This is a genomic window from Pannonibacter phragmitetus DSM 14782, assembly GCF_000382365.1.
Lineage (GTDB): Bacteria > Pseudomonadota > Alphaproteobacteria > Rhizobiales > Stappiaceae > Pannonibacter > Pannonibacter phragmitetus.
Genome location: NZ_KB908234.1, coordinates 1 through 21,096 on the forward strand (window position 1 = coordinate 1; position 21,096 = coordinate 21,096).

General features: G+C 63.8%; 19 protein-coding genes. 4 read left to right on the forward strand and 15 right to left on the reverse strand.

Annotation, left to right across the window (positions count from 1 at the left end):
• The coding region (locus tag H163_RS0119825) for an ISAs1 family transposase (protein ID WP_155975141.1) at positions 1-359 on the reverse strand (359 nt) is incomplete at its 3' end.
• Between the two features lie 151 nt (positions 360-510).
• On the opposite strand from H163_RS0119825, the gene H163_RS24095 reads away from it, so the two are divergent.
• Positions 511-1,146 (forward strand): TetR/AcrR family transcriptional regulator, encoded by a 636-nt coding sequence (locus H163_RS24095; protein ID WP_019966367.1) that lies wholly within the window; start codon positions 511-513, stop codon positions 1,144-1,146.
• 3 nt (positions 1,147-1,149) lie between these two features.
• Here H163_RS24095 and H163_RS0119835 read toward each other — a convergent pair whose 3' ends face one another.
• From H163_RS0119835 to H163_RS0119845, 3 genes are read right to left on the reverse strand one after another with little or no spacing between them, the layout of a single operon-like run.
• On the reverse strand, positions 1,150-2,304 hold the full coding sequence (locus H163_RS0119835; RefSeq protein WP_019966368.1) for an osmoprotectant NAGGN system M42 family peptidase: 1,155 nt from the start codon (positions 2,302-2,304) through the stop codon (positions 1,150-1,152).
• A gap of 2 nt (positions 2,305-2,306) precedes the next feature.
• A complete protein-coding gene (ngg, locus tag H163_RS0119840) occupies positions 2,307-4,091 on the reverse strand; it encodes an N-acetylglutaminylglutamine synthetase (protein ID WP_019966369.1) in 1,785 nt (594 codons plus the stop codon).
• Positions 4,092-4,094: 3 nt separating this feature from the next.
• Entirely contained in the window at positions 4,095-5,870 is a 1,776-nt protein-coding gene (locus H163_RS0119845) for an N-acetylglutaminylglutamine amidotransferase (RefSeq protein WP_026356095.1), read from the reverse strand.
• An 84-nt stretch (positions 5,871-5,954) separates the two neighbouring features.
• On the opposite strand from H163_RS0119845, the gene H163_RS0119850 reads away from it, so the two are divergent.
• Positions 5,955-6,446: a MarR family winged helix-turn-helix transcriptional regulator gene (locus H163_RS0119850; RefSeq protein WP_019966371.1), complete on the forward strand. Its 492-nt coding sequence runs from the start codon at positions 5,955-5,957 to the stop codon at positions 6,444-6,446.
• 97 nt (positions 6,447-6,543) lie between these two features.
• On the opposite strand, the gene H163_RS0119860 is transcribed toward H163_RS0119850, so the two are convergent.
• The 6 genes from H163_RS0119860 to H163_RS24475 all read right to left on the reverse strand — a co-directional run bounded on the left by H163_RS0119860 (position 6,544) and on the right by H163_RS24475 (position 13,251).
• A complete protein-coding gene (locus tag H163_RS0119860; RefSeq protein ID WP_026356096.1) occupies positions 6,544-7,770 on the reverse strand; it encodes a M24 family metallopeptidase in 1,227 nt (408 codons plus the stop codon).
• A 332-nt stretch (positions 7,771-8,102) separates the two neighbouring features.
• Positions 8,103-8,957, reverse strand: a complete 855-nt coding sequence (locus H163_RS0119865; RefSeq protein ID WP_019966373.1) for an ABC transporter permease — start codon at positions 8,955-8,957, stop codon at positions 8,103-8,105.
• Positions 8,958-8,968: 11 nt separating this feature from the next.
• Positions 8,969-10,294 carry an ABC transporter permease gene (locus H163_RS0119870; protein WP_019966374.1) on the reverse strand — a complete coding sequence of 442 codons (1,326 nt, stop codon included), beginning with the start codon at positions 10,292-10,294 and terminating at the stop codon, positions 8,969-8,971.
• A gap of 241 nt (positions 10,295-10,535) precedes the next feature.
• On the reverse strand, positions 10,536-11,633 hold the full coding sequence (locus tag H163_RS0119875) for an extracellular solute-binding protein (RefSeq protein ID WP_026356098.1): 1,098 nt from the start codon (positions 11,631-11,633) through the stop codon (positions 10,536-10,538).
• Between the two features lie 75 nt (positions 11,634-11,708).
• The gene (locus H163_RS0119880) at positions 11,709-12,803 is read right to left on the reverse strand and encodes an ABC transporter ATP-binding protein (protein WP_026356099.1); all 1,095 of its coding nucleotides are present in this window, start codon (positions 12,801-12,803) and stop codon (positions 11,709-11,711) included.
• Between the two features lie 43 nt (positions 12,804-12,846).
• Entirely contained in the window at positions 12,847-13,251 is a 405-nt protein-coding gene (locus tag H163_RS24475; protein WP_147290415.1) for a hypothetical protein, read from the reverse strand.
• 104 nt (positions 13,252-13,355) lie between these two features.
• On the opposite strand from H163_RS24475, the gene H163_RS0119885 reads away from it, so the two are divergent.
• Entirely contained in the window at positions 13,356-14,060 is a 705-nt protein-coding gene (locus H163_RS0119885) for a class II aldolase/adducin family protein (RefSeq protein WP_019966377.1), read from the forward strand.
• Positions 14,061-14,101: 41 nt separating this feature from the next.
• Complete coding sequence (locus tag H163_RS0119890) at positions 14,102-14,998, forward strand: ROK family protein (RefSeq protein WP_019966378.1); 897 nt, start codon at positions 14,102-14,104, stop codon at positions 14,996-14,998.
• A 103-nt stretch (positions 14,999-15,101) separates the two neighbouring features.
• Here the strand turns inward: H163_RS0119890 and H163_RS0119895 are convergent, their stop codons facing one another.
• From H163_RS0119895 to hutU, 5 genes are all read right to left on the reverse strand, one after another.
• Positions 15,102-15,701, reverse strand: coding sequence for a HutD/Ves family protein (locus H163_RS0119895; protein WP_019966379.1), 600 nt, complete (start codon positions 15,699-15,701; stop codon positions 15,102-15,104).
• Positions 15,701-17,248 (reverse strand): TRAP transporter large permease, encoded by a 1,548-nt coding sequence (locus tag H163_RS0119900; RefSeq protein ID WP_019966380.1) that lies wholly within the window; start codon positions 17,246-17,248, stop codon positions 15,701-15,703. The genes H163_RS0119895 and H163_RS0119900 overlap by 1 nt, the downstream gene beginning before the upstream one ends.
• A complete protein-coding gene (locus H163_RS0119905; protein WP_019966381.1) occupies positions 17,245-17,745 on the reverse strand; it encodes a TRAP transporter small permease subunit in 501 nt (166 codons plus the stop codon). Before H163_RS0119905 ends, H163_RS0119900 begins: the two co-directional genes overlap by 4 nt.
• 493 nt (positions 17,746-18,238) lie before the next feature.
• Complete coding sequence (locus H163_RS0119910) at positions 18,239-19,339, reverse strand: TRAP transporter substrate-binding protein (protein ID WP_019966382.1); 1,101 nt, start codon at positions 19,337-19,339, stop codon at positions 18,239-18,241.
• Between the two features lie 54 nt (positions 19,340-19,393).
• On the reverse strand, positions 19,394-21,079 hold the full coding sequence (gene hutU, locus H163_RS0119915; protein ID WP_019966383.1) for a urocanate hydratase: 1,686 nt from the start codon (positions 21,077-21,079) through the stop codon (positions 19,394-19,396).
• Positions 21,080-21,096: the final 17 nt, after the last annotated feature.

Genomic DNA, 21,096 nt, shown 5'->3' on the forward strand with positions numbered 1-21,096 from the left:
GTTGCCTTGGCCCCGCGGCGGTAGGCGCCGCGCACGGCCTTGCCATCAATCGCCACCACCCCTTCGATCCCTTTGGCAAAGGTGGCCGTGAGACGGCGGAAGGCCGCCTCGAAAGCATCGGTGTCAAGATGGCGGAAGACGGTGGAGAAGGTGTCGTGGCTGGGAATGCCATGGGGCAGCGGCACGATCGACTTCAGCCATCTGCGCTTCGAATGGCCGAAGTCCTCCATGTCGGTACAGCTTTCGGCCCCGCAGATGATCGCCGCGATGGCAATAAACAGGATCGACGTCAACGGATGGCGCGCGTTGCTGCTGCGCGGATCAGGCAAAGCTTCAAAACAAGCGGCAAATCTACTCATCGCAACCTCCCGGGACGGAGAACTCATGAATCGATTTGCCTCAGTAAAACAACCCCTTATTCGACATATGCGATTCCCCTGCCCTCAAGGGGGGAGAGGAACTGGAGCCAGCCTGATGGCTCTGACCAACACTCCTGCCCCAAAGCCCCCCATGACCCAGCCTCAAACCAACCTCCCCTCCCCGCGTGGACGCCATCAGGATGAGACGCTGACGGTCCGCATTCTGGATGCGGCGCTGGCGGCCATTGCTGACCATGGCCCCGATGGCGCAAGGCTGGCGGAGATTGCGCGGGCGGCGGGAACAAGCCAGCAGGCGCTGCACCGGCGCTGGACGGACAAGGCCGGGCTGATACTGGCCGCGCTTGAGCATGGAATTGCAGGGCTATCGGACCTGCGCGCCGGGCGGGCCGGGTTTCAGCGCACCACGGCGGGGGAACTGGCGGCGTTCCTGAGCGAAGCCTGCCAGCGGCTGTGCGGAACGGTCCTGGGCCGGGCGCTCGTCCGCCTGCCCCGCGGAACGCAAGGCTGCCCGATGGCACAGCTTGTGGCTGGGCTGGAGGATGAATGGCGGCTTGCCCTGCGGCAGATGCTGATTGCCACGCCCTTTGAAGCCGCGCTCACCGCCCGTATCGAACTGGTCACCGGCTTCCTGCGCCTGCAGACGGGAGCACCACAGCCGCCGCAGCAACGGCTGATCGAGGACACGGCAGCGCTGGTTCTGGGACTGATTGCGCCTGCACAGCCGCAAAGCCCCGGCAGCGCGGAGGCTGCTCTGCCGGGGCTGTGAGGTCTATCCTTGCGGATGCGGCACGAGATCGGGCCGCAGCACCTGCGGGGCTTCCTCCACCGGCTGGCGGGTGAAGCCCTTCACACTCGAGAACGCTTCCGCATCGCGCTGGATCTCGACCGGGCTCAGCACATAGGCCGCTGCCAGTTCCGCCAGCGAGCGCAGCGCATGCATGTGGATGCGCTCATAGCCATGGCTGGCATCGACGCCGAAGGTGGCCAGTGCCGTGCGCACATCCGCGCCCGCTTCAACGGCGGACGCCGCGTCGGAGCGGTAGTAGCGGAACACATCCTTCTGGTAGCGGATGTCATGCTGGCGGCACAATTCCACCAGCTTGCGGGTCAGATGATAGTCGAACGGCCCGGTCTGGTCCGCCATGGCGATGGTGACGCCGAACTCGTCCGAATTCTGCCCCGGCGCTGTGGTGCCGTTGTCGATGGCGACCAGCGAGGCGATATCCGGCGTCAGAACGGCCCCTGCCCCGTGGCCGGTTTCCTCTGCGATGGTGAAGAGGAAATAGGTGTCCACCGTTGGGACAGAGCCCTCCTTCACCAGCGCCTTCAGCGCCGCCAGCATGACGGCAACGCCCGCCTTGTCATCAAGATGGCGGGAGACGATGAAGCCATTGGGCAAGAACTCCGGCTGCGGATCCATCGCCACCATGTCGCCGATTTCGATGCCGAGACGCTGAAGATCCGAAGCCGAGCGCGACAGCGCATCAACGCGGGCTTCCACATGGGGCCAGCCGGTGGGCTGAGTGTCCACTTCCGTGTTGAATGTGTGGCCGGACGCCTTCAGCGGCAGGATGGAGGCCCGGTAGGCACCTGCGCCGGAAAAGATGGTCACCCGCGCACCTTCGGCAAAGCGCGCCGACCAGTGGCCGACCGGCACAAGCTCCAGCCGCCCGTTGGGCTTCAGTGCCTTCACCTGTGCCCCCAGCGTGTCGAGATGGGAGACGATGGCCCGTGCCGGACGCGGCGCCTCGCCCGGAAGCCGTGCACGGATTGCGCCGCGCCGGGTCATTTCATAGGAAATGCCAAGATCTTCCAGATAGGCACAGACCCAGCGCACCACCTCATCGGTGAAGCCGGTGGGGCTTGGCACGTTCAGCAGCGCCATCAGCACCCGTTCCAGCTCTTCCACATCAATGGACGGCAAGCTCAAAGGTCACCTCCCCCGCGCCAGGCGGCCCGGACAGGCTGGGGCATGGAGAGGGGAAACAGGAAATCGACGAAGCGCTCCGCCGTCGGCTGCGGCTCGTGATTTGCAAGGCCGGGGCGCTCGTTCGCCTCAATGAAGTGATACTCCGGCTCACGCGGGTTCTTCACCATCAGGTCGATGCCCGTCACCGGGATTTCGATGGCCTTTGCCGCCCGCACGGCTGCGTCAATCAACGCACCGTGGGTTTCGCCCGTCACATCATGAATGGTGCCGCCGGTGTGCAGGTTCGCCGTGCGCCGCACCCGGACGCTCACGCCTGCCGCCGGAACATCATCAAGGCAGTAGCCTTCCAGCCCGAGGCAACGCCCGGTCTCCGCATCCACGGGAATACGGGACTCGCCCCCTGTTGCCGCAGCCCTGCGGCGGGACTGGGCGGCAATCAGGTCGCGGATCGGCGTCACCCCGTCGCCGGTCACTTCGGCCGGCTTGCGGATGGCGGCGGCAACGACCTTGTAGTCGATCACCACCAGCCGCAGATCCATGCCCTCGACGCAGGCCTCCAGCAGCACATCGGCGCAGTGCTGGCGGGCAACGGCTATGGCCGCCATTGTTTCCTCAAGCCCGGTCAGGCCGATGGCGATACCCTTGCCCTGCTCGCCGCGCGCCGGTTTGACCACCACCTTGCCATGGGCTGCAAGGAATGCCTTGACCGTTTCCTCGTCGGTGGCCAGCGCCTGCGCCGGAACGCTGATACCGGCCTGCTCCACCACACGGCGGGTGGCGGCCTTGTCATCACAGATCGACATGGCAACGGCGCTGGTGAATTCGGACAGCGACTCCCGGCACTTCACCTGCCGCCCGCCATAGGACAGGCGGAAGAAGCCGCCCTCCGCATCCAGAATATCCGCATGAATGCCCCGCCGCCGCGCCTCGTTGACGATGATCGCCGCATAGGGGTTCAGCGCCGTATCGACTGCAGGCCCGGCATAGAGCGCCTCGTTGATGGTGTTTTTCTTCTTGACCGTGAAATAGGGCACGCGGGCAAAGCCCAGCTTCTCGTAGAGCTTTATGGCCTGCTCATTGTCATGCAGCACGGAGAGGTCCATGAAGGGCCGCCCGCGCCCCTTGAAATGCTCGGCCAGACGGCGCACCAGCGCCTCGCCTACGCCGGGAAACTTCGCCTTGGGCGACACGGCAAGGCACCAGAGCGAGGCCCCTGCAGCCGCGCCATCCGTTGCCCGGTCATGATCCACGCCCATGGCGGTTCCGGCGATCTCGCCGGTTTCCTCTTCCTCGGCGACAAGCACAGTCACCGTCCGCGCGTCCATCTGTGACCAGAAGAAATCGAGCGGCACAGGCACCATGCCGCGCTCGGCATAAAGCCGGTTCACGGCCTCAGCATCGGCACGCGAGGAGGCGCGGCGGATGGTGAAGCCGGGGCGGCGGTTACGCGCCGTGCGGTAGGTCGCCAGATCCAGCCGGAACATGTGCGAGGGATCGAGAAACAGATCCTGCGGGGCTGCGGCCAGCAGCACATGCGGATCGCGCACATAGATGGCGATATCCCGCCGCCCCGGCACCTCGGCGAGCAACGCCTCCACCAGCGGCTTCGGCTCGGCGAAGGTGCCGCCGAAGATCAGCCGTCCCCAGCCGCAATCAACGCTCGCATCCGGGTCGCCACCAGCCTCGTCCAGACGTATGCCCGGCTTCAGCCCATGCTCACGCAGCCGCAGCAGCCGGTGGTCATAGGCCCGGCGCGGACGGTTCAGCTCAAGTTCGCTCATGGATCAGATTCCCTGTTCCTGCAGCCACATTTCCAGAAGGCCCACCTGCCACAGGGCAGAACCCCTGAGCTTCGTCAGGTGTTCCCTCGGCTCAGCCAGAAGCATGTCCGCATAGCGCGTGTTGAACAGGCCACGCTGGCGCGCCGCCGGGCTGTGCAGGGCCTCGCGCACCATCTCCAGCGTTTCGCCTTCCAGGTATTTCAGCGCCGGCACCGGGAAGTAGCCCTTGGGCCGGTCGATCACATCCGCCGGGATCACCTTGCGGGCCGCGTCCTTCAGCACACCCTTGCCGCCCTGCGCCAGCTTGTGCCGGGCGGGAATGCGGGCCGAAAGCTCCACCAGCTCATGGTCGAGGAACGGCACCCGCGCCTCCAGCCCGAAGGCCATGGTGTGGTTGTCGACCCGCTTCACCGGATCGTCCACCAGCATGATGTTGGTGTCGAGCCTCAGCGCCTTGTCCACTGGATCGGCAGCGCCGGGCCGGGCGAAATGCTGCTCGACGAAGGCAAGGCTTTCATCGCGCTCCGGCAGATACTCCGGGCTCACCTGCTGGCGCAGTTCGGCATCCGTGCGGTCGAAGAAGGCATCCGCATAGTCGGCCACCGGCTGGTTGGAGCCGGCCAGCGGCGGATACCAGTGATAGCCGCCGAAGACCTCATCCGCCCCCTGCCCCGACTGCACCACGGTGATGTGCTTCGACACCTCCCGCGACAGCAGGTAGAAGCCAATGTTGTCATAGGAGACCATCGGCTCGGACATGGCCTTCACGGCGGCGGGCAGCTCGGCGCGCATGTCGGCGGAAGGCACGAAGATCTTGTGGTGGTTTGTGCCATAGTGGCGGGCGATCAGATCCGAATAATGGAACTCGTCGCCCTTCTCGCCATTGGCCTCTTCGAAGCCGATCGAGAAGGTGGCAAGGTCCTTCTGCCCCTCGTCGGCCAGAAGGCCGGTGATGAGACTGGAATCGACCCCTCCCGACAGGAGCACACCCACCGGCACGTCGGCCACCATACGGCGGCGCACGGCAGTGCGCAGGCCTTCCAGCACCATATCGCTCCACTCTCCGGCGGACCGGGTCTCATCCGCATTGCTGCGTTCGAACTCCGGCTTCCAGTAAAGATGATCGGAATAGCTGCCGTTCACATCATAGGTGCGGATGGTGGCTGCGGGCAGCTTGCGCACGCCCTTCAGCACCGTGCGCGGCGCAGGCACAACCGCATGCCAGGTCATGTAGTGGTGAATGGCGACCGGATCGAGCGTGGTGTCGATACCCCCGCCCGCCAGCAGCGCCGGGAGCGTCGAGGCAAAGGCGAGGCGGCCCTTGCTTTCGGCCAGATACAGCGGCTTGATGCCGAAACGGTCGCGCACCAGATGCACCCGGCCCGTGTCGCGCTCATGTACCGCGATGGCGAACATGCCGTGGAACCGCTCCACGCAATCGCGGCCCCACTGGGCCCAGGCCTTCAGGATCACTTCTGTATCGCTGGTGGAGGCAAAGCGCTGGCCGAGCTTGCTTAGCTCTGCCCGCAGCTCCGCGTGATTGTAGATGCAGCCGTTGAAGACCAGCGACAGGCCCGCGTCCCGGTCCTGCATCGGCTGGGCGCCGCGCTCGCTGAGATCGATGATCTTCAGCCGCCGGTGGCCGAGCGCAACGCGCCCCTGCTGGGTGACCCCCATGCCATCGGGTCCGCGGGCTGCCATCGCGCGCGCCATCGCGTCCACGCGCCGCACATTCGCGTCGCCATCGCCAAAGACCACTTCTCCACACAAGCCGCACATATCCGGGCCAAGCCTCCATTTGCTATTATTGGTGCATGATATATAGGGCTCTAATCATTAGAGTTCAAACTATTAGGGCAAATCATGCCGCAGAACGCCGAAGCGACACGTATTTTCAAGGCCTTGCGCCGCATTGTCCGCGCCATCGACCTGCGCTCGCGCGAGGTGGCACGCACGGCGGGTCTGACCATTCCGCAGATTGTGGTGCTGCAGGCGATCCGCGATCTGGGGGACGTGACGACGAAGGCGCTGTCTGTTCAGGCAGACCTGAGCGCGGCGACGGTGGTGACCATTCTGGACCGGCTGGAGGAGCGCGGGCTTGTGGCGCGGGAGCGATCAGCCACAGACCGGCGCATCGTCCATGCCCGGCTCACAGAGGAAGGACGCACGGTGCTGGAGCGCGCGCCCGCGTTGCTGGACGAAGAATTCGAAGCCCGCTTCGCCCGTAAGGACAGCGCGGCCCAGCAGTCCCTCGCCAGCGCCATCGAAGAGATCGCCGCCCTCATGGACGCCCACCGCCTGGACGCTGCCGCTATCCTGACGATGGGCGAGATGACGGCAAAAACGCCGGAGTAAGGCCAGATGCGGCTGATCGCGGAGGAGAGAAGCTTGAGCCAGCCGTCTGGCACGGAGGCTCCTCTCCCCTTGATAACGAGCGCCGGGATGCAGGCTCTCACGCCCGGATGATGTTGTGCTCCGGACCGAAGGGGAAGCCGGTGATGTTTTCGGCGCCGGTTTCGTTGACGATCAGGATGTCGTGCTCGCGGTAGCCGCCAGCGCCCGGCATGCCTTCGGGGATCATGATCATCGGTTCCATGGAAACGACCATGCCCGGTTCCAGCACCGTGTCCACGTCCTCGCGCAGCTCCACCGCCGCCTCGCGGCCATAGTAATGCGACAGCACGCCGAAGGAATGGCCGTAACCGAAGCTGCGGTATTGTAGAAGGTCATGCTGGCGGTAGATGTCATTCAGTTCGGTAGCAATATCGCAGCAGCGGGCACCAGGGCGGATCAGCTTCAGCCCGGCCCGGTGAACCTCGCAGTTCACTTCCCACAGCCGCAAATGCGCATCGGAGGCATGCTCGCAGAAGAGCGTGCGCTCCAGCGCGGTGTAATAGCCAAAGATCATCGGGAAGCAGTTGAGGCTGAGAATGTCGCCTGCCTCGATCTTGCGGTTGGTGACAGGATTATGCGCCCCATCGGTGTTGATGCCGGACTGGAACCACACCCAGGTGTCCATCAGTTCCACGAAGGGGAACGAGGCGGCGATTTCCCGCACCATGGCCTGCGTGCCTGCCAGCGCCACCTCATGCTCGCCAACGCCAGCGGCAACCGCTGCCGCGATGGCTGCACCGCCGATATCGCAGATGCGTGTGCCATGGCGGATCAGCAGGTGCTCCTCGGCGCTCTTGATGGTGCGCATGCGCATCACCGCATCGCTCACGTCAACGAGTTCGATGCCGGGAAGCGCGGCTTCCAGCAGGGCCTTCAGGTCAAGCGACACGTGGTCGAATTCGATGCCGAGCCGCTTCGGCTTCCGCCCGCCCCGGAAGAGGATCTCCGACACCGCATGGAAATAGTTGTCCTTGCGCCAGTCGGTATAGGTCAGCGCCGTTCCATGCAGGCGCCGCCAGGGCTGACCGCCATCAATGCCGGGCACCACCGCCGTTGCCGCCTCATCATCAACGATGAAACCGAAGCGGCGGCCGAAAGCGCAATAGAGGAAGCCGGAGAAATAGCAGATGTTGTGGTAGCTGGTGAAGAGACAGGCATCGACGCCAAGCGCCTCCATGCGGGCGCGCAGCCGGTCCTGCCGTCCCTGCATTTCCGCCGGAGAGAACGGTGACCAGCTCTTCTCCCCGTTCTCGATCACCTGCAGCCGCGTCATGTCTTGCGCCATATCCATGCTCCATCTTGACGAACCGGCCAGAGCCGGACCTTGAAAATCAGCTTCTGAAACCAGAACGGGCCGGCCTCCCGAATGGGAAGCCGGCCCGCCAGGCCTGAACTCGGTGCTGGAAGAATGCCCGGAACTGGCGTACCGCCCCGGGTCTCCAAAGAGCCTCAAGAGGCCTTGGAGGAAGCATCATTCCAGCGATGTCGTGCCGCTCCGCTGCGCGGAACAGGCGTTTGAATTTGCTTCAGTCTGCGTGATCCGGACGCATCTGATCAAGCGGAGCAACGCGCCAAACACTTGTCAAAATGCGCCAGCTCCCGGGTCCGCCTGCCGCATCAGGCCGGTGTCACGCCGCGCAGCCGTTCAGACCGGCGGCGCAGCAGTTCCAGCACGCTGAGGAGAAGGATCGACAGCAGCACCATGATCGAGGCGACCGCCAGAATGGTGGGCGAAATCTGCTCGCGCAGGCCGGTAAACATCTGCCAGGGCAGTGTCTTCTGAGCGGCAGAGCCAAGGAACAGCACCACCACCACTTCGTCAAAGGACGTGATGAAGGCAAAGAGCGCGCCCGACACCACACCCGGCAGGATCAGCGGCATCTGCACCTTGAAGAAGGTGCGGATCGGCCCTGCCCCCATGCTGGCGGAAGCACGCACCAGGCTCTGGTCAAAGCCGACCAGCGTCGCCGTCACCGTGATGATGACGAAGGGCGTGCCAAGCGCCGCATGGGCCAGAACCACTCCCCAGTAGGTACCTTGAAGGCCGATGCGGGAGTAGAAGAAATACATGCCCGCCGCCGAGATGATCAGCGGCACGATCATCGGCGAAATCAGGATCGCCATGATGGTGGAGCGGAAGGGCACATGGTTCTGCGACAGGCCGATGGCTGCCAGCGTTCCGAGCACGGTTGCGATCAGCGTTGCGGCCGGTGCGATGATGAAGGAGTTCCTCAGCGCCTGCTGCCAGTCCGGATTGGTGAAGAAATCCATGTAATGCTTGGTGGAATAGCCTTCAGGATCCAGCGCCAGCATGGCAGGCGTGAAGGTGAAGAAGTTCTCCGCGTTGAACGAGAGCGGAATGATGGTGATGATCGGGAAGATCAGGAAGAAAAATATCAGCGCGCAGATCGTGCGGAACGTGTAGTGCCACGCGATCTGGCCGGCCGATGCATAAGGAGGAAGGGATGACATGGTTTCTCTCCTTACCCGAGCTTCACGTTGTCGATGCCGACGATCTTGTCATAGACATAGAACAGCACCATCACGGCCAGCAGCAGCAGGGCACCGAGCGCGGCAGCGAGGCCCCAGTTGAGTGATGTGGAGATGTGATAGGCGATGCGGTTGGAAATGAAGATGCCCGAGGTGCCGCCCACCAGCTCCGGCGTGATGTAGTAGCCAATCGCAAGGATGAACACGAGCACGGCCCCGGCCCCGATGCCGGGCACGGACTGCGGGAAATACACGCGCCAGAAGGCCGTCCAGTCATTGGCGCCCAGCGAACGTGCCGCCCGCATGTAAGACGGAGAAATGGTCTTCATCACCGAATAGAGCGGCAGGATCATGAAGGGCAGCAGGATATGCGTCATGGCGATGACCGTGCCGGTGGCATTGTTCATCATCACGAGGCGCCCGTCATTGCCGATGAGCCCGACCCAGATGAGAAGATCATTGATGACGCCCTGCTGCTGCAGCAGAACCTTCCAGGCGGAGGTGCGCACCAGAAGGCTGGTCCAGAACGGCAGAAGCACGAGGATCATCAGCAGGTTCGACGTGCGCAGCGGCAGCTGCGCCAGCAGGAAGGCAACCGGATAACCCAGAAGGACGCACATGAGGGTGATGGCAATGCTCATCAACAGCGTGCGGCCAAAGAGCATGATGTAGATGCGCTCGTTCTCCGGCAGACGCTCTATCCCCTCCGCGCCCTTCTTGGCATCGACGGCCGCCAGGAAATAGCCCGGCGTATAAGCTCCGGAATACTGCTTCAGCGTGGTCCAGATATCGAGCCGGCCCCAGTCCTTTTCGGCTGCGATCATCTGCCCCTTGATGTCTGCCCCCTCCAGCCGCTCCACGAGACGGCCGGACTTGCGCATCAGGCTCGACATGCCGGAAGTCTCGTAGTTGAGACGGGTCCCCAGACGGGTATGGGTCTTTGCCGCCACAGCCTCCTTCAGGTCCTCCGCAAGCGCGGCAAAGGCCGGTTCGCCGGGAAGTTTCCCTGCGGCCGGATCCCAAGCCTCCAGTGCCACGACGGTGCGCGGCAGCGTGTTGGGCACGATGCTGTTGTCGACCGAACGCAGCAGCATGTCGAAGATGGGCGCTGCGAAAGTCAGCAGGATGAAGAAAAGCAGCGGCGCAATCAGGATGAAGGCCCGCAGTTTCTCGCGTCGCAGCGCTCTGGCAAGGCTCGCCTTCAGCGGGCGGCCATCCTGGGTCAGGACAGGACCTGACGGAACTGCACCGCCCGTCCGTGGTCCGCTTTGTCCCGCTCCGCCTGTCACGGCTGCGGCTGGCGCATCGGCAATGGTCATGGGTTCCGGAAATCCAGCTTGAGTATCTTTTCGGGCCATTGCTCCGGGTCAGAAGCAGGCCCTGCTCTTCCCCTGCCCCGGTCCTGGCTTTGGTTTTGACCTTTTCTTTGGCCTTAACCTGAGCCCTTGACGGCCTGCCGGGCGGCGGCCCCGGCCGCACGGCAAGCCAAGGGGCGGGAAAGATGCCGGACAGCTGCGTCTGGCGCAGCCATCCGGCACGTCAGCGGCGTTGGAGTCTGGCTTACTTGGTCAGCCAGACCTGGAATGCGGCTTCCACCTCATCCTGGTTGTCAGCCCACCACTCGATGTTGTTGACCAGATAGTTCTTCTGGTTTTCCGGGTTGGTCGGCATATGCGGCGCCATCTCGATGCCGAGTTCGGCATGCTTGCCGACGAGCGGCTGCGACGAGGCGCGGGCCGGGCCGTAGGAGATGTACTTCGCCTGATCCGCCAGACGCTGGGTATCGGTGGCGAACTTGATGTATTCCTTGATGAGCGGCAGCTTGTCTTCCGGCACATCGGCGGGGATGACCCAGCCGTCGAAGTCGAAGACCTGCCAGTCCCACAGCATGGCGACCGGCTGCTTCTGCTCCTCGATCACCGAGAACAGGCGGCCGTTGTAGGTGGAGCCAAATACAGCCTCTCCATCGGCGAGGCGCTGCGGCGTTTCTGCGCCGGCGGACCACCAGATCACGTCCTTCTTGATGGTGTCGAGCTTGGCAAGCGCCTTCTGCAGCCCTTCCGGCGTGGACAGGACCGTGTAGAGGTCGTCCTTGGCAACACCATCACAGAGCAGCGCCCATTCGAGGTTCTTCTTCGGGCGCTTTTCCAGGCTGCGCTTGCCCGGGAAGTTTTCCGTGTCGAAGATATCGCACAGCCTCGTGGGCACCTTGCCGTTCCAGGCGGCCACATCCGTGCGGTAGCCGAAGGTGGTGGAGAACACGATCTGCGGAATGAAGCACTTGTTGATCAGCGACGGGCCGAAGTCCTTGGTGGCCGTGCTGCCATCAGGGGCGGCGGCCAGCCATTCGTCAAAGTCGATCTCCATTGCCAGGCCTTCGTCGCACAGGCGCTGGCTGTCCGGGCCTTCCACGTCGACCACGTCCCAGGTCACGTTGCCGGCCTCGCTCATGGCGCGCAGCTTGGCGACCGCTTCGTTGGACGATTCATCATTGATGATCTTCACGTCCTTGCGCAGTTCCATGAAGGGCTTGTGGTATGCGTTGTTCTGCGAGGCCGAATAGGCGCCGCCCCAGGACACGATCGTCAGATCCGCGGCGCTTGCGGCGCCGGCCGACAGAACAATGGCCGAAGCCATAAGTGTGCTTGCCAGTCTCATCAGTGCTGCTCCCCTTTTTGAGCATTGGGCCGCTTGCCGGCCAATCAGGTGCAGGCTGTTCCGCCTGCCCGTATATTACGCTACGGCATCGAGTGCCTTGCAATCCTTCTTCGCCCAGCCGATCGGCACGGTGCTGCCGGTCTCCAGCTGACGGCGGTCGGCGCGGTTGCGCACCTTGACGATGAACTCGCTGTTGCCGCAGACCGTCATGCGCACGCGGATATGGTCGCCAAGGTAGATCAGTTCCTCGATCCGGCCCTGCAGCATGTTGTCCATGGGCTTTTCCGGCGCCAGTTCGACGCGCTCCGGCCGCAGCGACACGGTTGTGAAGTCGCCGGTGCCGCCCACATTCACCTTGTCCGCCACAAGCCGGGTGCCGTCAGGCAGCATCACTTCGCAAGAGCCATTGTCCACCGAAGCCACGGTGCCATTGAGCTTGTTGTTTTCGCCGATGAACTGCGCCACGAAGGAATTCTGCGGCTCCTCGTAAAGCATGTCCGGCGTCGACAGCTGCTGGATGATCCCGTCATTGAACACGGCCACCCGGTCGGACATGGTCAGCGCTTCGGTCTGGTCGTGGGTCACATAGACCACGGTAACGCCGAGATTTTCATGGATGTGCTTGATTTCATACTGCATCTGCTCACGCAGCTGCTTGTCGAGCGCGCCCAGCGGCTCGTCCATCAGCACCAGTTCCGGATCAAAGACAAGGGCGCGGGCCACGGCCACACGCTGCTGCTGGCCGCCGGAGAGCTGTGACGGGCGGCGGGAGCCGAGCTTGCCCAGCTCCACCATCTCCAACGCCCGCTTGACCTTGACCTCCTGCTCCGCCTTGGCCATGCCACGCACCTGCAGCGGAAAGGCCAGGTTTTCAGCAACGGTCATGTGCGGAAAGAGGGCATAGTTCTGAAACACCATGCCGATGCCGCGCTTGTGCGGCGGCACCTTGTTGATCGGCTTGTTATTCAGAAAAATTTCACCGTGAGTTGCAGGCTCAAACCCGGCCAGCATCATGAGACATGTTGTCTTCCCGGACCCGGAAGGCCCGAGCATCGTGAGAAACTCCCCCGGAGGAATGTCCAGATTGAGATTTTTGACGACGAGACTTTCTCCGTCATAGCTCTTCTGGACATTCTCGTAACGGACTGACGCCCCTCGATTTTTCGCCATCTGTTCCCCATTGCGATGCGGGCGGCTTTTTATTTTGTGCCGCTCACGCATTTGTTGCCGGGATCATGTCCCGGCGGTCCCCGTCGTGATGACCTCTTGAACCGTCATCCTGAACGCTAGGAAAGCAAAAAAACGGAAACAACAAAAGGGGGCAATTGGAATTTTTTGAACGTTTTTTATTCAGGCCCAGCGTCAATATTTGCGCACACCCAATATTGCAGGAAAATTTTTCCCATATAAAGGCCATCGCAGCCCGAACCGTTCCGGAGCCGCTGAAGTTCTGGAGGATTTCAGCCTGGGGCCGCTGCCTGAGGAAAAGGCAGAGACAAATCCTCTCGTAACCTGCACATGAAAGCATCAGGCACAGGTAATCTGCTGCAAGTCTCAAAACGCCATCCACCGGCCTGAATCCGACACCCTCAACCGGTGCGGTATCACGGGTTTTCATCAAAGCAGGCCTCTGCCAGCATATCGGGCAGCTTGCCCGGCCAGCGCGGCGCGGCTTAAATGCAGCCCTTGGGTGAAGGCTCTGAAAGGATACAGGTTCCCGTCATGCAGCACGAACATGGCACTTCCGCGCTCCGGCAGGCGGTCATCGGCACGGCCCGGGCGCTGGTGACGCGCGGCCTGACGCGCGGCACCTCGGGAAACGTGAGTGCCCGCTGCGAGGGCGGCTTTCTCATCACCCCTTCCGGACGGCCTTATGAAAGCCTGACGCTGGACGACATCGTCTTCATGGACATGGGCGGCGGCTATCATGGCAGCGTCCTGCCCTCTTCCGAATGGCGGATGCATCTCGACATCTACGCCGCCCACCCGGATGCCGGCGCCGTGGTGCATTGCCACTCGCCGCGGGCAACGGCGCTCGCCTGCCTGCGCCGCCCCATTCCGCCGTTTCATTACATGATCGCCATTGCGGGTGGTGATCACATCGCCTGCTCGGCCTATGCCACATTCGGCACACGCGCCCTCTCCGAAGCCATGCTTCAGGCGCTGGGTCCCCGCCGGGCCTGTCTCCTCGCCAACCACGGCCAGATCGCCTACGGCCGGGACCTGCCAAAGGCACTGGCCTTGGCGGAAGGCGTGGAGGAACTGGCGGACCAGTATCTCTCGGCCCTCTCCGGCGGCGAGCCTGTGCTGCTGTCTGCCGAAGAGATCGAATTGAACATCCGGAAGTTCAAAAACTATGGAAAACAGCCGGGCGAACTCGACCCGGACGCTGGCGATGCCTTTGAAATGCCGCAGCAACGCGCCTGAGGCGTTCTGGCAGTACAGAAACTTGAGGGACGGGAGCACTCATGCGGCTTGGAATTGACTGGGGCGGCACCAAAATGGAAATCATCGCGCTGGATGACAGCGGGGTGGAGCTTTACCGCGAGCGGATGCCGACACCGCGCGGCGATTATTCCGCCTGCATCGAGGCGGTAGCCTTGCTGGTGGCCAATGCCGAAAAGGCGACCGGGTTGACCGGCACGCTGGGGCTCGGCATTCCCGGCTCCATCTCGCCGGGCACCGGCCTCGTCAAGAACGCCAATTCCACCTGGATGAACGGCATGCCGCTGGACAAGGATCTGGAGGCCCGTCTCGGCCGTCCGGTCCGCATCCAGAATGACGCCAATTGCCTTGCGGTCTCAGAGGCGACAGACGGCGCGGGCGCGGGCGCGCATTTCGTGCATGCCATCATCATCGGCACCGGCTGCGGCTCCGGGATCGCCATTGATGGCAAGGCCCATCGCGGGGCCAATGGTATCGGCGGCGAGTGGGGCGCCATCCCCGTGCCGTGGATGAAGGAAGACGAATATCCCGGCCCCGAATGCTGGACCGGCCATCGCGGCACGATCGACCGCTGGTGCTCGGGCACGGGCCTTGCCCTCGACTACCGAATGGCCACGGGCCGGGACCTGAAGGGCCACGAAATCATCGCCGCCAAACGGGCCGGGGAAGCCGGGGCCATCGCGTCCTACGAGCGCTATGTCAGCCGCCTCGCCCGCGCCATGGCCATGTCCGCCAATCTCATGGACCCGGATGTCTTTGTGCTCGGCGGCGGCATGTCCAACGTGGACGAGCTTTACACCGACCTGCCCCCCGCCATGGCACCCTATATCTTCTCCGACACTTACGGCGTGCCGATCCGCAAGGCCGTCCACGGCGACAGCTCCGGCGTGCGCGGCGCGGCCTGGCTGTGGAATGATTGAAGGCTGAGAACCTGCCCTGTCCGCTGTCCGGGCTGAAGCGGGGCTGCAGTCCGGGACGGCAGCGTGTGGGCCTCAGGCGGAGATGACCTGAGGCCGCGCACTGTCACGCCACGGGCACAAGCCGCGCCAAACACACTATCCCGTCACCACCGAAGACCAGCGGCGCATCCGTTTCATCCGTAACGAGAAGACAATCGCGCGGCTGAAGCGTCTCTCCGCCGCTCTTGGCCAAGGCAACGGTGACACGGCCTGACACGCAGACCAGCGCGATGATCTCCCCGGCGCCGGGACCTGAGCATTCGAGACCGTTGCCCTCCTCAAGCGTCAACCGCTCCATGGAGTGACGGAACGCTCCGCGCCGGGTCATGACGTTGAAATCCAGCACCTGGCCATCGATGAGGCGGCCCGTGACGGAAATGCCACCGTCGAAGCTGGTGAAGGCGCCGGGGGTATCAAGAACGGCCTCTCCGCCAGCGCCGGAATCGAGGCCAATGCCAGCCCCGTCCACCAGCGCCAGCGTCCGGTCGATGCCGGTGAAGGCCGAGAACGGGCCGTCGCTGGCAACCTCGGCCATGGACAGCCGCCAGCCGAAGTCTTCAAGCCCTGCCCCTTCCGGGAAAACGGCAAGTTCATGCGTGATGCCGCCGCCGTTCTTCCAGGGCATGGCCCGCGCCATGCCCCAGCGGATGAGCTGTGCCGCCATCAGAACATCACTTTCGGCAGGAAGGTGCCGATCTGCGGAACAAACCAGATCAGCGCCATGGCGAGGATCTGCAGCAGGATGAAAGGCACGACACCCTGATAGATCATGCCCGTGGTAACTTCCTTGGGCGCTGCCCCGCGCAGATAGAACAGGGAGAAGCCGAAGGGCGGTGTCAGGAACGAGCTTTGCAGGTTGATGGCAATCAGCACCGCCAGCCACACCGGATCATGTCCCATGAGGATCAGCGGCGGGATCAGCAGCGGCAGCAGGATGACGGCGATTTCCACGAAATCGAGGAAGAAGCCGAGCACGAAGATGAAGGCCATGGCAAAGATCAGCGCGCCCGTGGGCCCGCCCGGCATGGCCGCCAGAATGTTGGCCACCCGGTGCTCGCCGCCAAGGCCGACGAAGACCAGCGAGAAGAAGGACGCCATCAGGATGGTTGCGAAGATCATCGAGGTGACGACCATGGTCTGTGTAAGCGCCGGGATCAGCGTGCGGGCGCCAAAGGACTGGCGCAGCGACACGGCAACGGCAGCAAGGCCTGTCAGGGCGAGCAGCGCATAGGCACCCGCCACCGTGTATTCCAGCGCCCCGGCGTCCGAGCGCTGCAGCCGCACAGGATAATATCCGGCTGCCAGCACCAGCACGAAGAGCGCGATGGCACCGCCGAGGATCAGCCGCTTCGGGCCGCCCTGCTTGTAACCGGCCAGCAGAATGGCGCCGATGGCCCCCACGGACGCAGCCTCGTTGGGCGAGGCAACGCCGAAGAGCACGGCGCCCAGCACCGCGACGATGAGGAGGACGGCGGGCAGGATCGCGCCCATCACCTCGCCGCGTGTGGCCTTCCGGTCCAGATCCTTCATGGCCGGCGCATCTGCGGGCACCAGCCAGGCGCGCAGCAGCACATAGAGCACATAAAGCGCCACCAGCAGCAGCCCCGGCAGCAGCGCGGCGGCAAAGGTCTGTCCGACGGAAATGGTCTCGATGGAGAACTTGCCCTGCTTGTACTGCGCCTGCTGGAAGGCGGAGGACATGACATCGGCGAGAATGATCAGCAGCGTCGAGGGCGGAATGATCTGGCCGAGCGTGCCGGAAGCGCAAATGAGACCGGCCGACAGGCGCGGATTGTAGCCGTTGCGCAGCATGGCCGGCAGGGCGATCATGCCCATGGCCACCACCGTTGCCCCGACAATGCCGGTGGAGGCGGCCAGCAGCGCGCCGACCAGCACAACCGACACGCCCAGCCCGCCGCGCATGGAGCCGAACAGGCGGCCCATGGTTTCCAGCAAGTCTTCGGCAATCCGGCTTTTTTCGAGGATCACCCCCATCAGCACGAAGAGCGGAATGGCCGTCAGCACCGGATTGGTGAGCACCGCAAAGAAGCGCTGACCGAGCGCGCCCATCAGCGACAGGTTGAAGTCACCCAGCGCAAAGCCGAGCAATGCAAAGCCCGTCGCCACACCGGCAATGGTGAAGGCAACCGGATAGCCGAGCAGAATGAAGCCGATCAGCGCGGCGAACATCAGGATATCAAGCGGGATCATGCGGCGCTCCGCAGCTTGAGGCAGTCACGCAGGAAGGCGGCAAGGCCCTGCAGGAGAAGCAGGACGCAGAACACCGGAATGAGGCTCTTCAACAGGAAGGAAGCGGGGATGCCGCCAACGGAAATCGGCCCTTCCAGAATGGCCCAGGAGCGCTGCACGCTGGGCCAGGAATAGACAAGCAGCATGACGAGCGAGGCGCCCAGCAGCGCCACGTGGCCGAACAGGTCAATCACCGCCTGCCCGCGCGCCGTCATGCGGGCGTAGTAGATATCCACCCGCACATGGCCGTTGACCATCAGCGTGTAGCCTGCGCCCAGCATGAAGACGCTGGCATGCAGATAAAGCACGCCCTCATTGAGGAAGATCGAGCTGTAGCCGAACACATAGCGCAGCAGCACGATGACGAACTGCAGCAGCACCATCGCCAGCGCGAACCAGATTGTCACCGCGCCGACTGCCCTGCTGACCCAATCCAGAGCCCTGGCAAGCCGTTCCATTCCCTCTTGTCCCCTGCTGCTGCGGGCGTTTGCCGCCCTGATCCTATTTGCTTTCGCTGCACCTTCGGCCGTCATCCCCACGCAGGCGGGGATCCAGTACGCCCGGTGTTTGGGCAATGTCTGCACCGGACGCAAGGAGAGAGGAAGGACTATCGCTTCACCGCAGCACCCCTCTCCCCCCCTTGAGGGGGAGATGTCTGCGCAGCAGACAGAGGGGGGTAGCAGCGCTCCGGCAGAGCACCATCTCTCTCACAAGCGGACAGTCCGTTTCACCCCTCTGCCCCCTGGCGGGGACATCTCCCCCGCAAGGGGGGAGAGGAACGGGAGCCTGACTGACTGTCCGGCATAAACATCGTCCGGGGGACTGCGGCACTCTCCCCGGCACCGCAAGCACCCCGGATACTGGATCCCGGTCTTGCCGCCATGCGGCAAACCGGGATGACACCAGAGGCAAACCCCGGCGCGGCTTTTACCCCGCGCCGGAGGGGATGGCTCAGCCGTAGTTGTAGTCGAGGCCGCGGGCGTTCATCTGGCCGGCGTCCGCATAGGGCATGTATTCGACCATCAGCTTGCGGTACTCAAGGAAGCTCCCGGTGATCTTGCGCACCAGCTCGTCATCGCTGTCGCGCAGCTCCTTGACCACCTCGCCCATGGCATTGCCCATGGCGATGACGATCTCGTCCGGCAGCTTGCGCACGGTGACGCCATGGTTGGCGGTCAGCTCGCGCAGGGCCATGGCGTGCTTGGTGTTGTACTCGGTGAGTACCGGGTTGTAGAGGCTTTCGGCCGCATAGGCGACCGCCTGCTTCAGGTCATCCGGCAGAGCTTCCCAGGCCTTCATGTTGACCGCGCATTCTTCCGCCGAACCCGGCTCGCCAACGCCCGGCGCGTAGTAGTTCTTGGCCACCTGCTGCAGGCCGAGGGCACTGTCGGACCAGGGGCCGATGAACTCGCCCGCATCCAGCGCGCCGGACTGCAGCGCCTGGAACATGGCCGGGCCCGACATGGCTTCCACCGCCATGCCCAGCTTGGCGCAGACTTCCGAATTGAGGCCGGTGGTGCGGTACTTCAGGCCCTTGAGGTCATCAACGGAGCTGATCTCGTTGCGGAACCAGCCGAACCACTGCGGGCCGGAGTTGCCGCACAGGAACGGCTTCAGGCCGAAGCGGCCATACATTTCGTCATAGAGCGCCTGACCGCCGCCCTGCATCAGCCAGCCGATCTGCTCGATGGCGGTGAGGCCCAGCGGCTGGGAACCGAACAACAGGATGCCCTTGGACTTGGAGCCCCAATAGGCCGGAACGGCGTGATAGATCTCCGCCGTGCCTTCGGCCACGGCATCGAACACGCCGGGACCGGGGACGATTTCACCGGCGGCGAAAAGCTCCACTTCCAGACGCCCGCCCGACAGGGCGGTGATGCGGTCTGCCAGCATCTGGGCGGCAACGCCCGGGCCCGGCAGGTTCTTCGGCCATGCGGTGACCATGCGCCACTTGGTGATGCCCTGGGCTATGGCCGGGGTGGCAAGGGCTGCACCCGTTGCCGTTGCCGCCGCACCGATGCCCGCTGCCTTGAGGAAATCTCGTCTTTGCATATCAGTTCTCCATCCTGCTGGTTCCACTCAAGAAATGCCTGCTTCTGATTTTTCTCAGTCCTTCAGGATTGCAGGCAGGTTAAGTCCGTTTTCGCGGGCGCAATCAAGGGCGATCTCATAGCCTGCGTCCGCGTGGCGCATCACGCCCGTGGCCGGGTCGTTCCACAGCACATTGGCAATGCGCCGGTCAGCAGCTTCCGTGCCGTCGCAGCAGATGACCATGCCCGAATGCTGCGAGAAACCCATGCCGACACCGCCGCCGTGGTGCAGCGACACCCAGGTGGCTCCGCTCGCGGTGTTGAGCAACGCGTTCAGAAGCGGCCAGTCGGACACGGCATCCGAGCCGTCCTTCATCGCTTCCGTCTCGCGGTTGGGCGAGGCAACGGAGCCTGAATCGAGGTGATCGCGCCCGATGACGATGGGCGCCTTCAGCTCGCCGTTGCGCACCATTTCGTTGAAGGCAAGGCCGAGCTTGTGGCGCAGGCCAAGCCCCACCCAGCAGATGCGCGCCGGCAGACCCTGGAAGGCAATGCGCTCGCGCGCCATGTCCAGCCAGTTGTGCAGGTGGGCATCATCCGGGATCAGCTCCTTCACCTTCTGGTCGGTCTTGTAGATGTCCTCCGGATCACCCGACAGCGCACACCAGCGGAACGGCCCGACGCCGCGGCAGAACAGCGGGCGGATATAGGCGGGCACGAAACCGGGGAAGGCAAAGGCATTCTCCAGCCCCTCGTCCTTCGCCACCTGACGGATGTTGTTGCCATAGTCGAGGGTCGGCACACCGGCGTTCCAGAAGTCGACCATCGCCTCCACATGCACCCGCATGGAGGCACGGGCAGCCTTCTCGACGGCCTTGGGATCGCTCTCCTGCTTCGCCCGCCATTCGGCAACGCTCCAGCCGGAGGGCAGATAGCCATGGACAGGATCATGCGCCGAGGTCTGGTCGGTGACGATATCCGGGCGCGGGCCGCCTGCCTTCATGCGCTTGACCAGTTCCGGGAACACATCCGCCGCATTGCCGATCAGCGCCACGGACTTGGCCTCGCCTGCCTTGGTCCAGCGGCCGATCATCGCCAGCGCCTCGTCCAGCGAATGGGTCTTTTCGTCCACGTAACGGGTGCGGATGCGGAAGTCGGCGCGGGTCTCGTCGCATTCCACCGCAAGGCAGCAGGCGCCAGCCATGACAGCGGCCAGCGGCTGCGCGCCGCCCATGCCGCCGAGGCCGCCGGTCAGTATCCACTTGCCCTTGAGATTGCCGCCATAGTGCTGGCGCCCGGCCTCCACGAAGGTTTCATAGGTGCCCTGCACGATGCCCTGCGTGCCGATGTAGATCCACGACCCGGCGGTCATCTGGCCGTACATGGCCAGGCCCTTCTTGTCGAGTTCGTTGAAATGGTCCCAGGTGGCCCAGTGCGGCACGAGATTGGAATTGGCAATGAGGACACGCGGCGCATCCGCATGGGTGCGGAACACCCCCACCGGCTTGCCGGACTGCACCAGCAGCGTCTCGTTGTCTTCCAGCGCCTTCAGCGCCGCGACGATGCGGTCAAAATCATCCCAGGTGCGCGCCGCCCGGCCAATGCCGCCATAGACCACCAGCGCATGCGGGTTTTCGGCAACATCCGGATGAAGGTTGTTCATCAGCATGCGCAAGGGCGCTTCGGTCAGCCAGCTTTTGGCATTGAGCGTGGTGCCGGTGGGCGGGAAAATATCACGCTGGTTATGGCGGGGATTGGTCATGTTTCCTCTCCGGATCA

Bases quoted from the DNA above. Each gene is read 5' to 3' on its own strand.
- H163_RS24095 (WP_019966367.1), top strand. From the start codon at position 511: ATGACCCAGCCTCAAACCAACCTCCCCTCCCCGCGTGGACGCCATCAG.
- hutU (WP_019966383.1), bottom strand. From the start codon at position 21,079: ATGACCAATCCCCGCCATAACCAGCGTGATATTTTCCCGCCCACCGGC.
- H163_RS0119865 (WP_019966373.1), bottom strand. From the start codon at position 8,957: ATGTCATCCCTTCCTCCTTATGCATCGGCCGGCCAGATCGCGTGGCAC.
- H163_RS0119885 (WP_019966377.1), top strand. From the start codon at position 13,356: ATGCAGCACGAACATGGCACTTCCGCGCTCCGGCAGGCGGTCATCGGC.
- H163_RS0119900 (WP_019966380.1), bottom strand. From the start codon at position 17,248: ATGATCCCGCTTGATATCCTGATGTTCGCCGCGCTGATCGGCTTCATT.
- H163_RS0119845 (WP_026356095.1), bottom strand. From the start codon at position 5,870: ATGTGCGGCTTGTGTGGAGAAGTGGTCTTTGGCGATGGCGACGCGAAT.
- H163_RS24475 (WP_147290415.1), bottom strand. From the start codon at position 13,251: ATGAAAACCCGTGATACCGCACCGGTTGAGGGTGTCGGATTCAGGCCG.
- H163_RS0119860 (WP_026356096.1), bottom strand. From the start codon at position 7,770: ATGGCGCAAGACATGACGCGGCTGCAGGTGATCGAGAACGGGGAGAAG.
- H163_RS0119875 (WP_026356098.1), bottom strand. From the start codon at position 11,633: ATGAGACTGGCAAGCACACTTATGGCTTCGGCCATTGTTCTGTCGGCC.
- H163_RS0119905 (WP_019966381.1), bottom strand. From the start codon at position 17,745: ATGGAACGGCTTGCCAGGGCTCTGGATTGGGTCAGCAGGGCAGTCGGC.
- ngg (WP_019966369.1), bottom strand. From the start codon at position 4,091: ATGAGCGAACTTGAGCTGAACCGTCCGCGCCGGGCCTATGACCACCGG.
- H163_RS0119850 (WP_019966371.1), top strand. From the start codon at position 5,955: ATGCCGCAGAACGCCGAAGCGACACGTATTTTCAAGGCCTTGCGCCGC.
- H163_RS0119890 (WP_019966378.1), top strand. From the start codon at position 14,102: ATGCGGCTTGGAATTGACTGGGGCGGCACCAAAATGGAAATCATCGCG.
- H163_RS0119870 (WP_019966374.1), bottom strand. From the start codon at position 10,294: ATGACCATTGCCGATGCGCCAGCCGCAGCCGTGACAGGCGGAGCGGGA.
- H163_RS0119880 (WP_026356099.1), bottom strand. From the start codon at position 12,803: ATGGCGAAAAATCGAGGGGCGTCAGTCCGTTACGAGAATGTCCAGAAG.
- H163_RS0119895 (WP_019966379.1), bottom strand. From the start codon at position 15,701: ATGGCGGCACAGCTCATCCGCTGGGGCATGGCGCGGGCCATGCCCTGG.
- H163_RS0119910 (WP_019966382.1), bottom strand. From the start codon at position 19,339: ATGCAAAGACGAGATTTCCTCAAGGCAGCGGGCATCGGTGCGGCGGCA.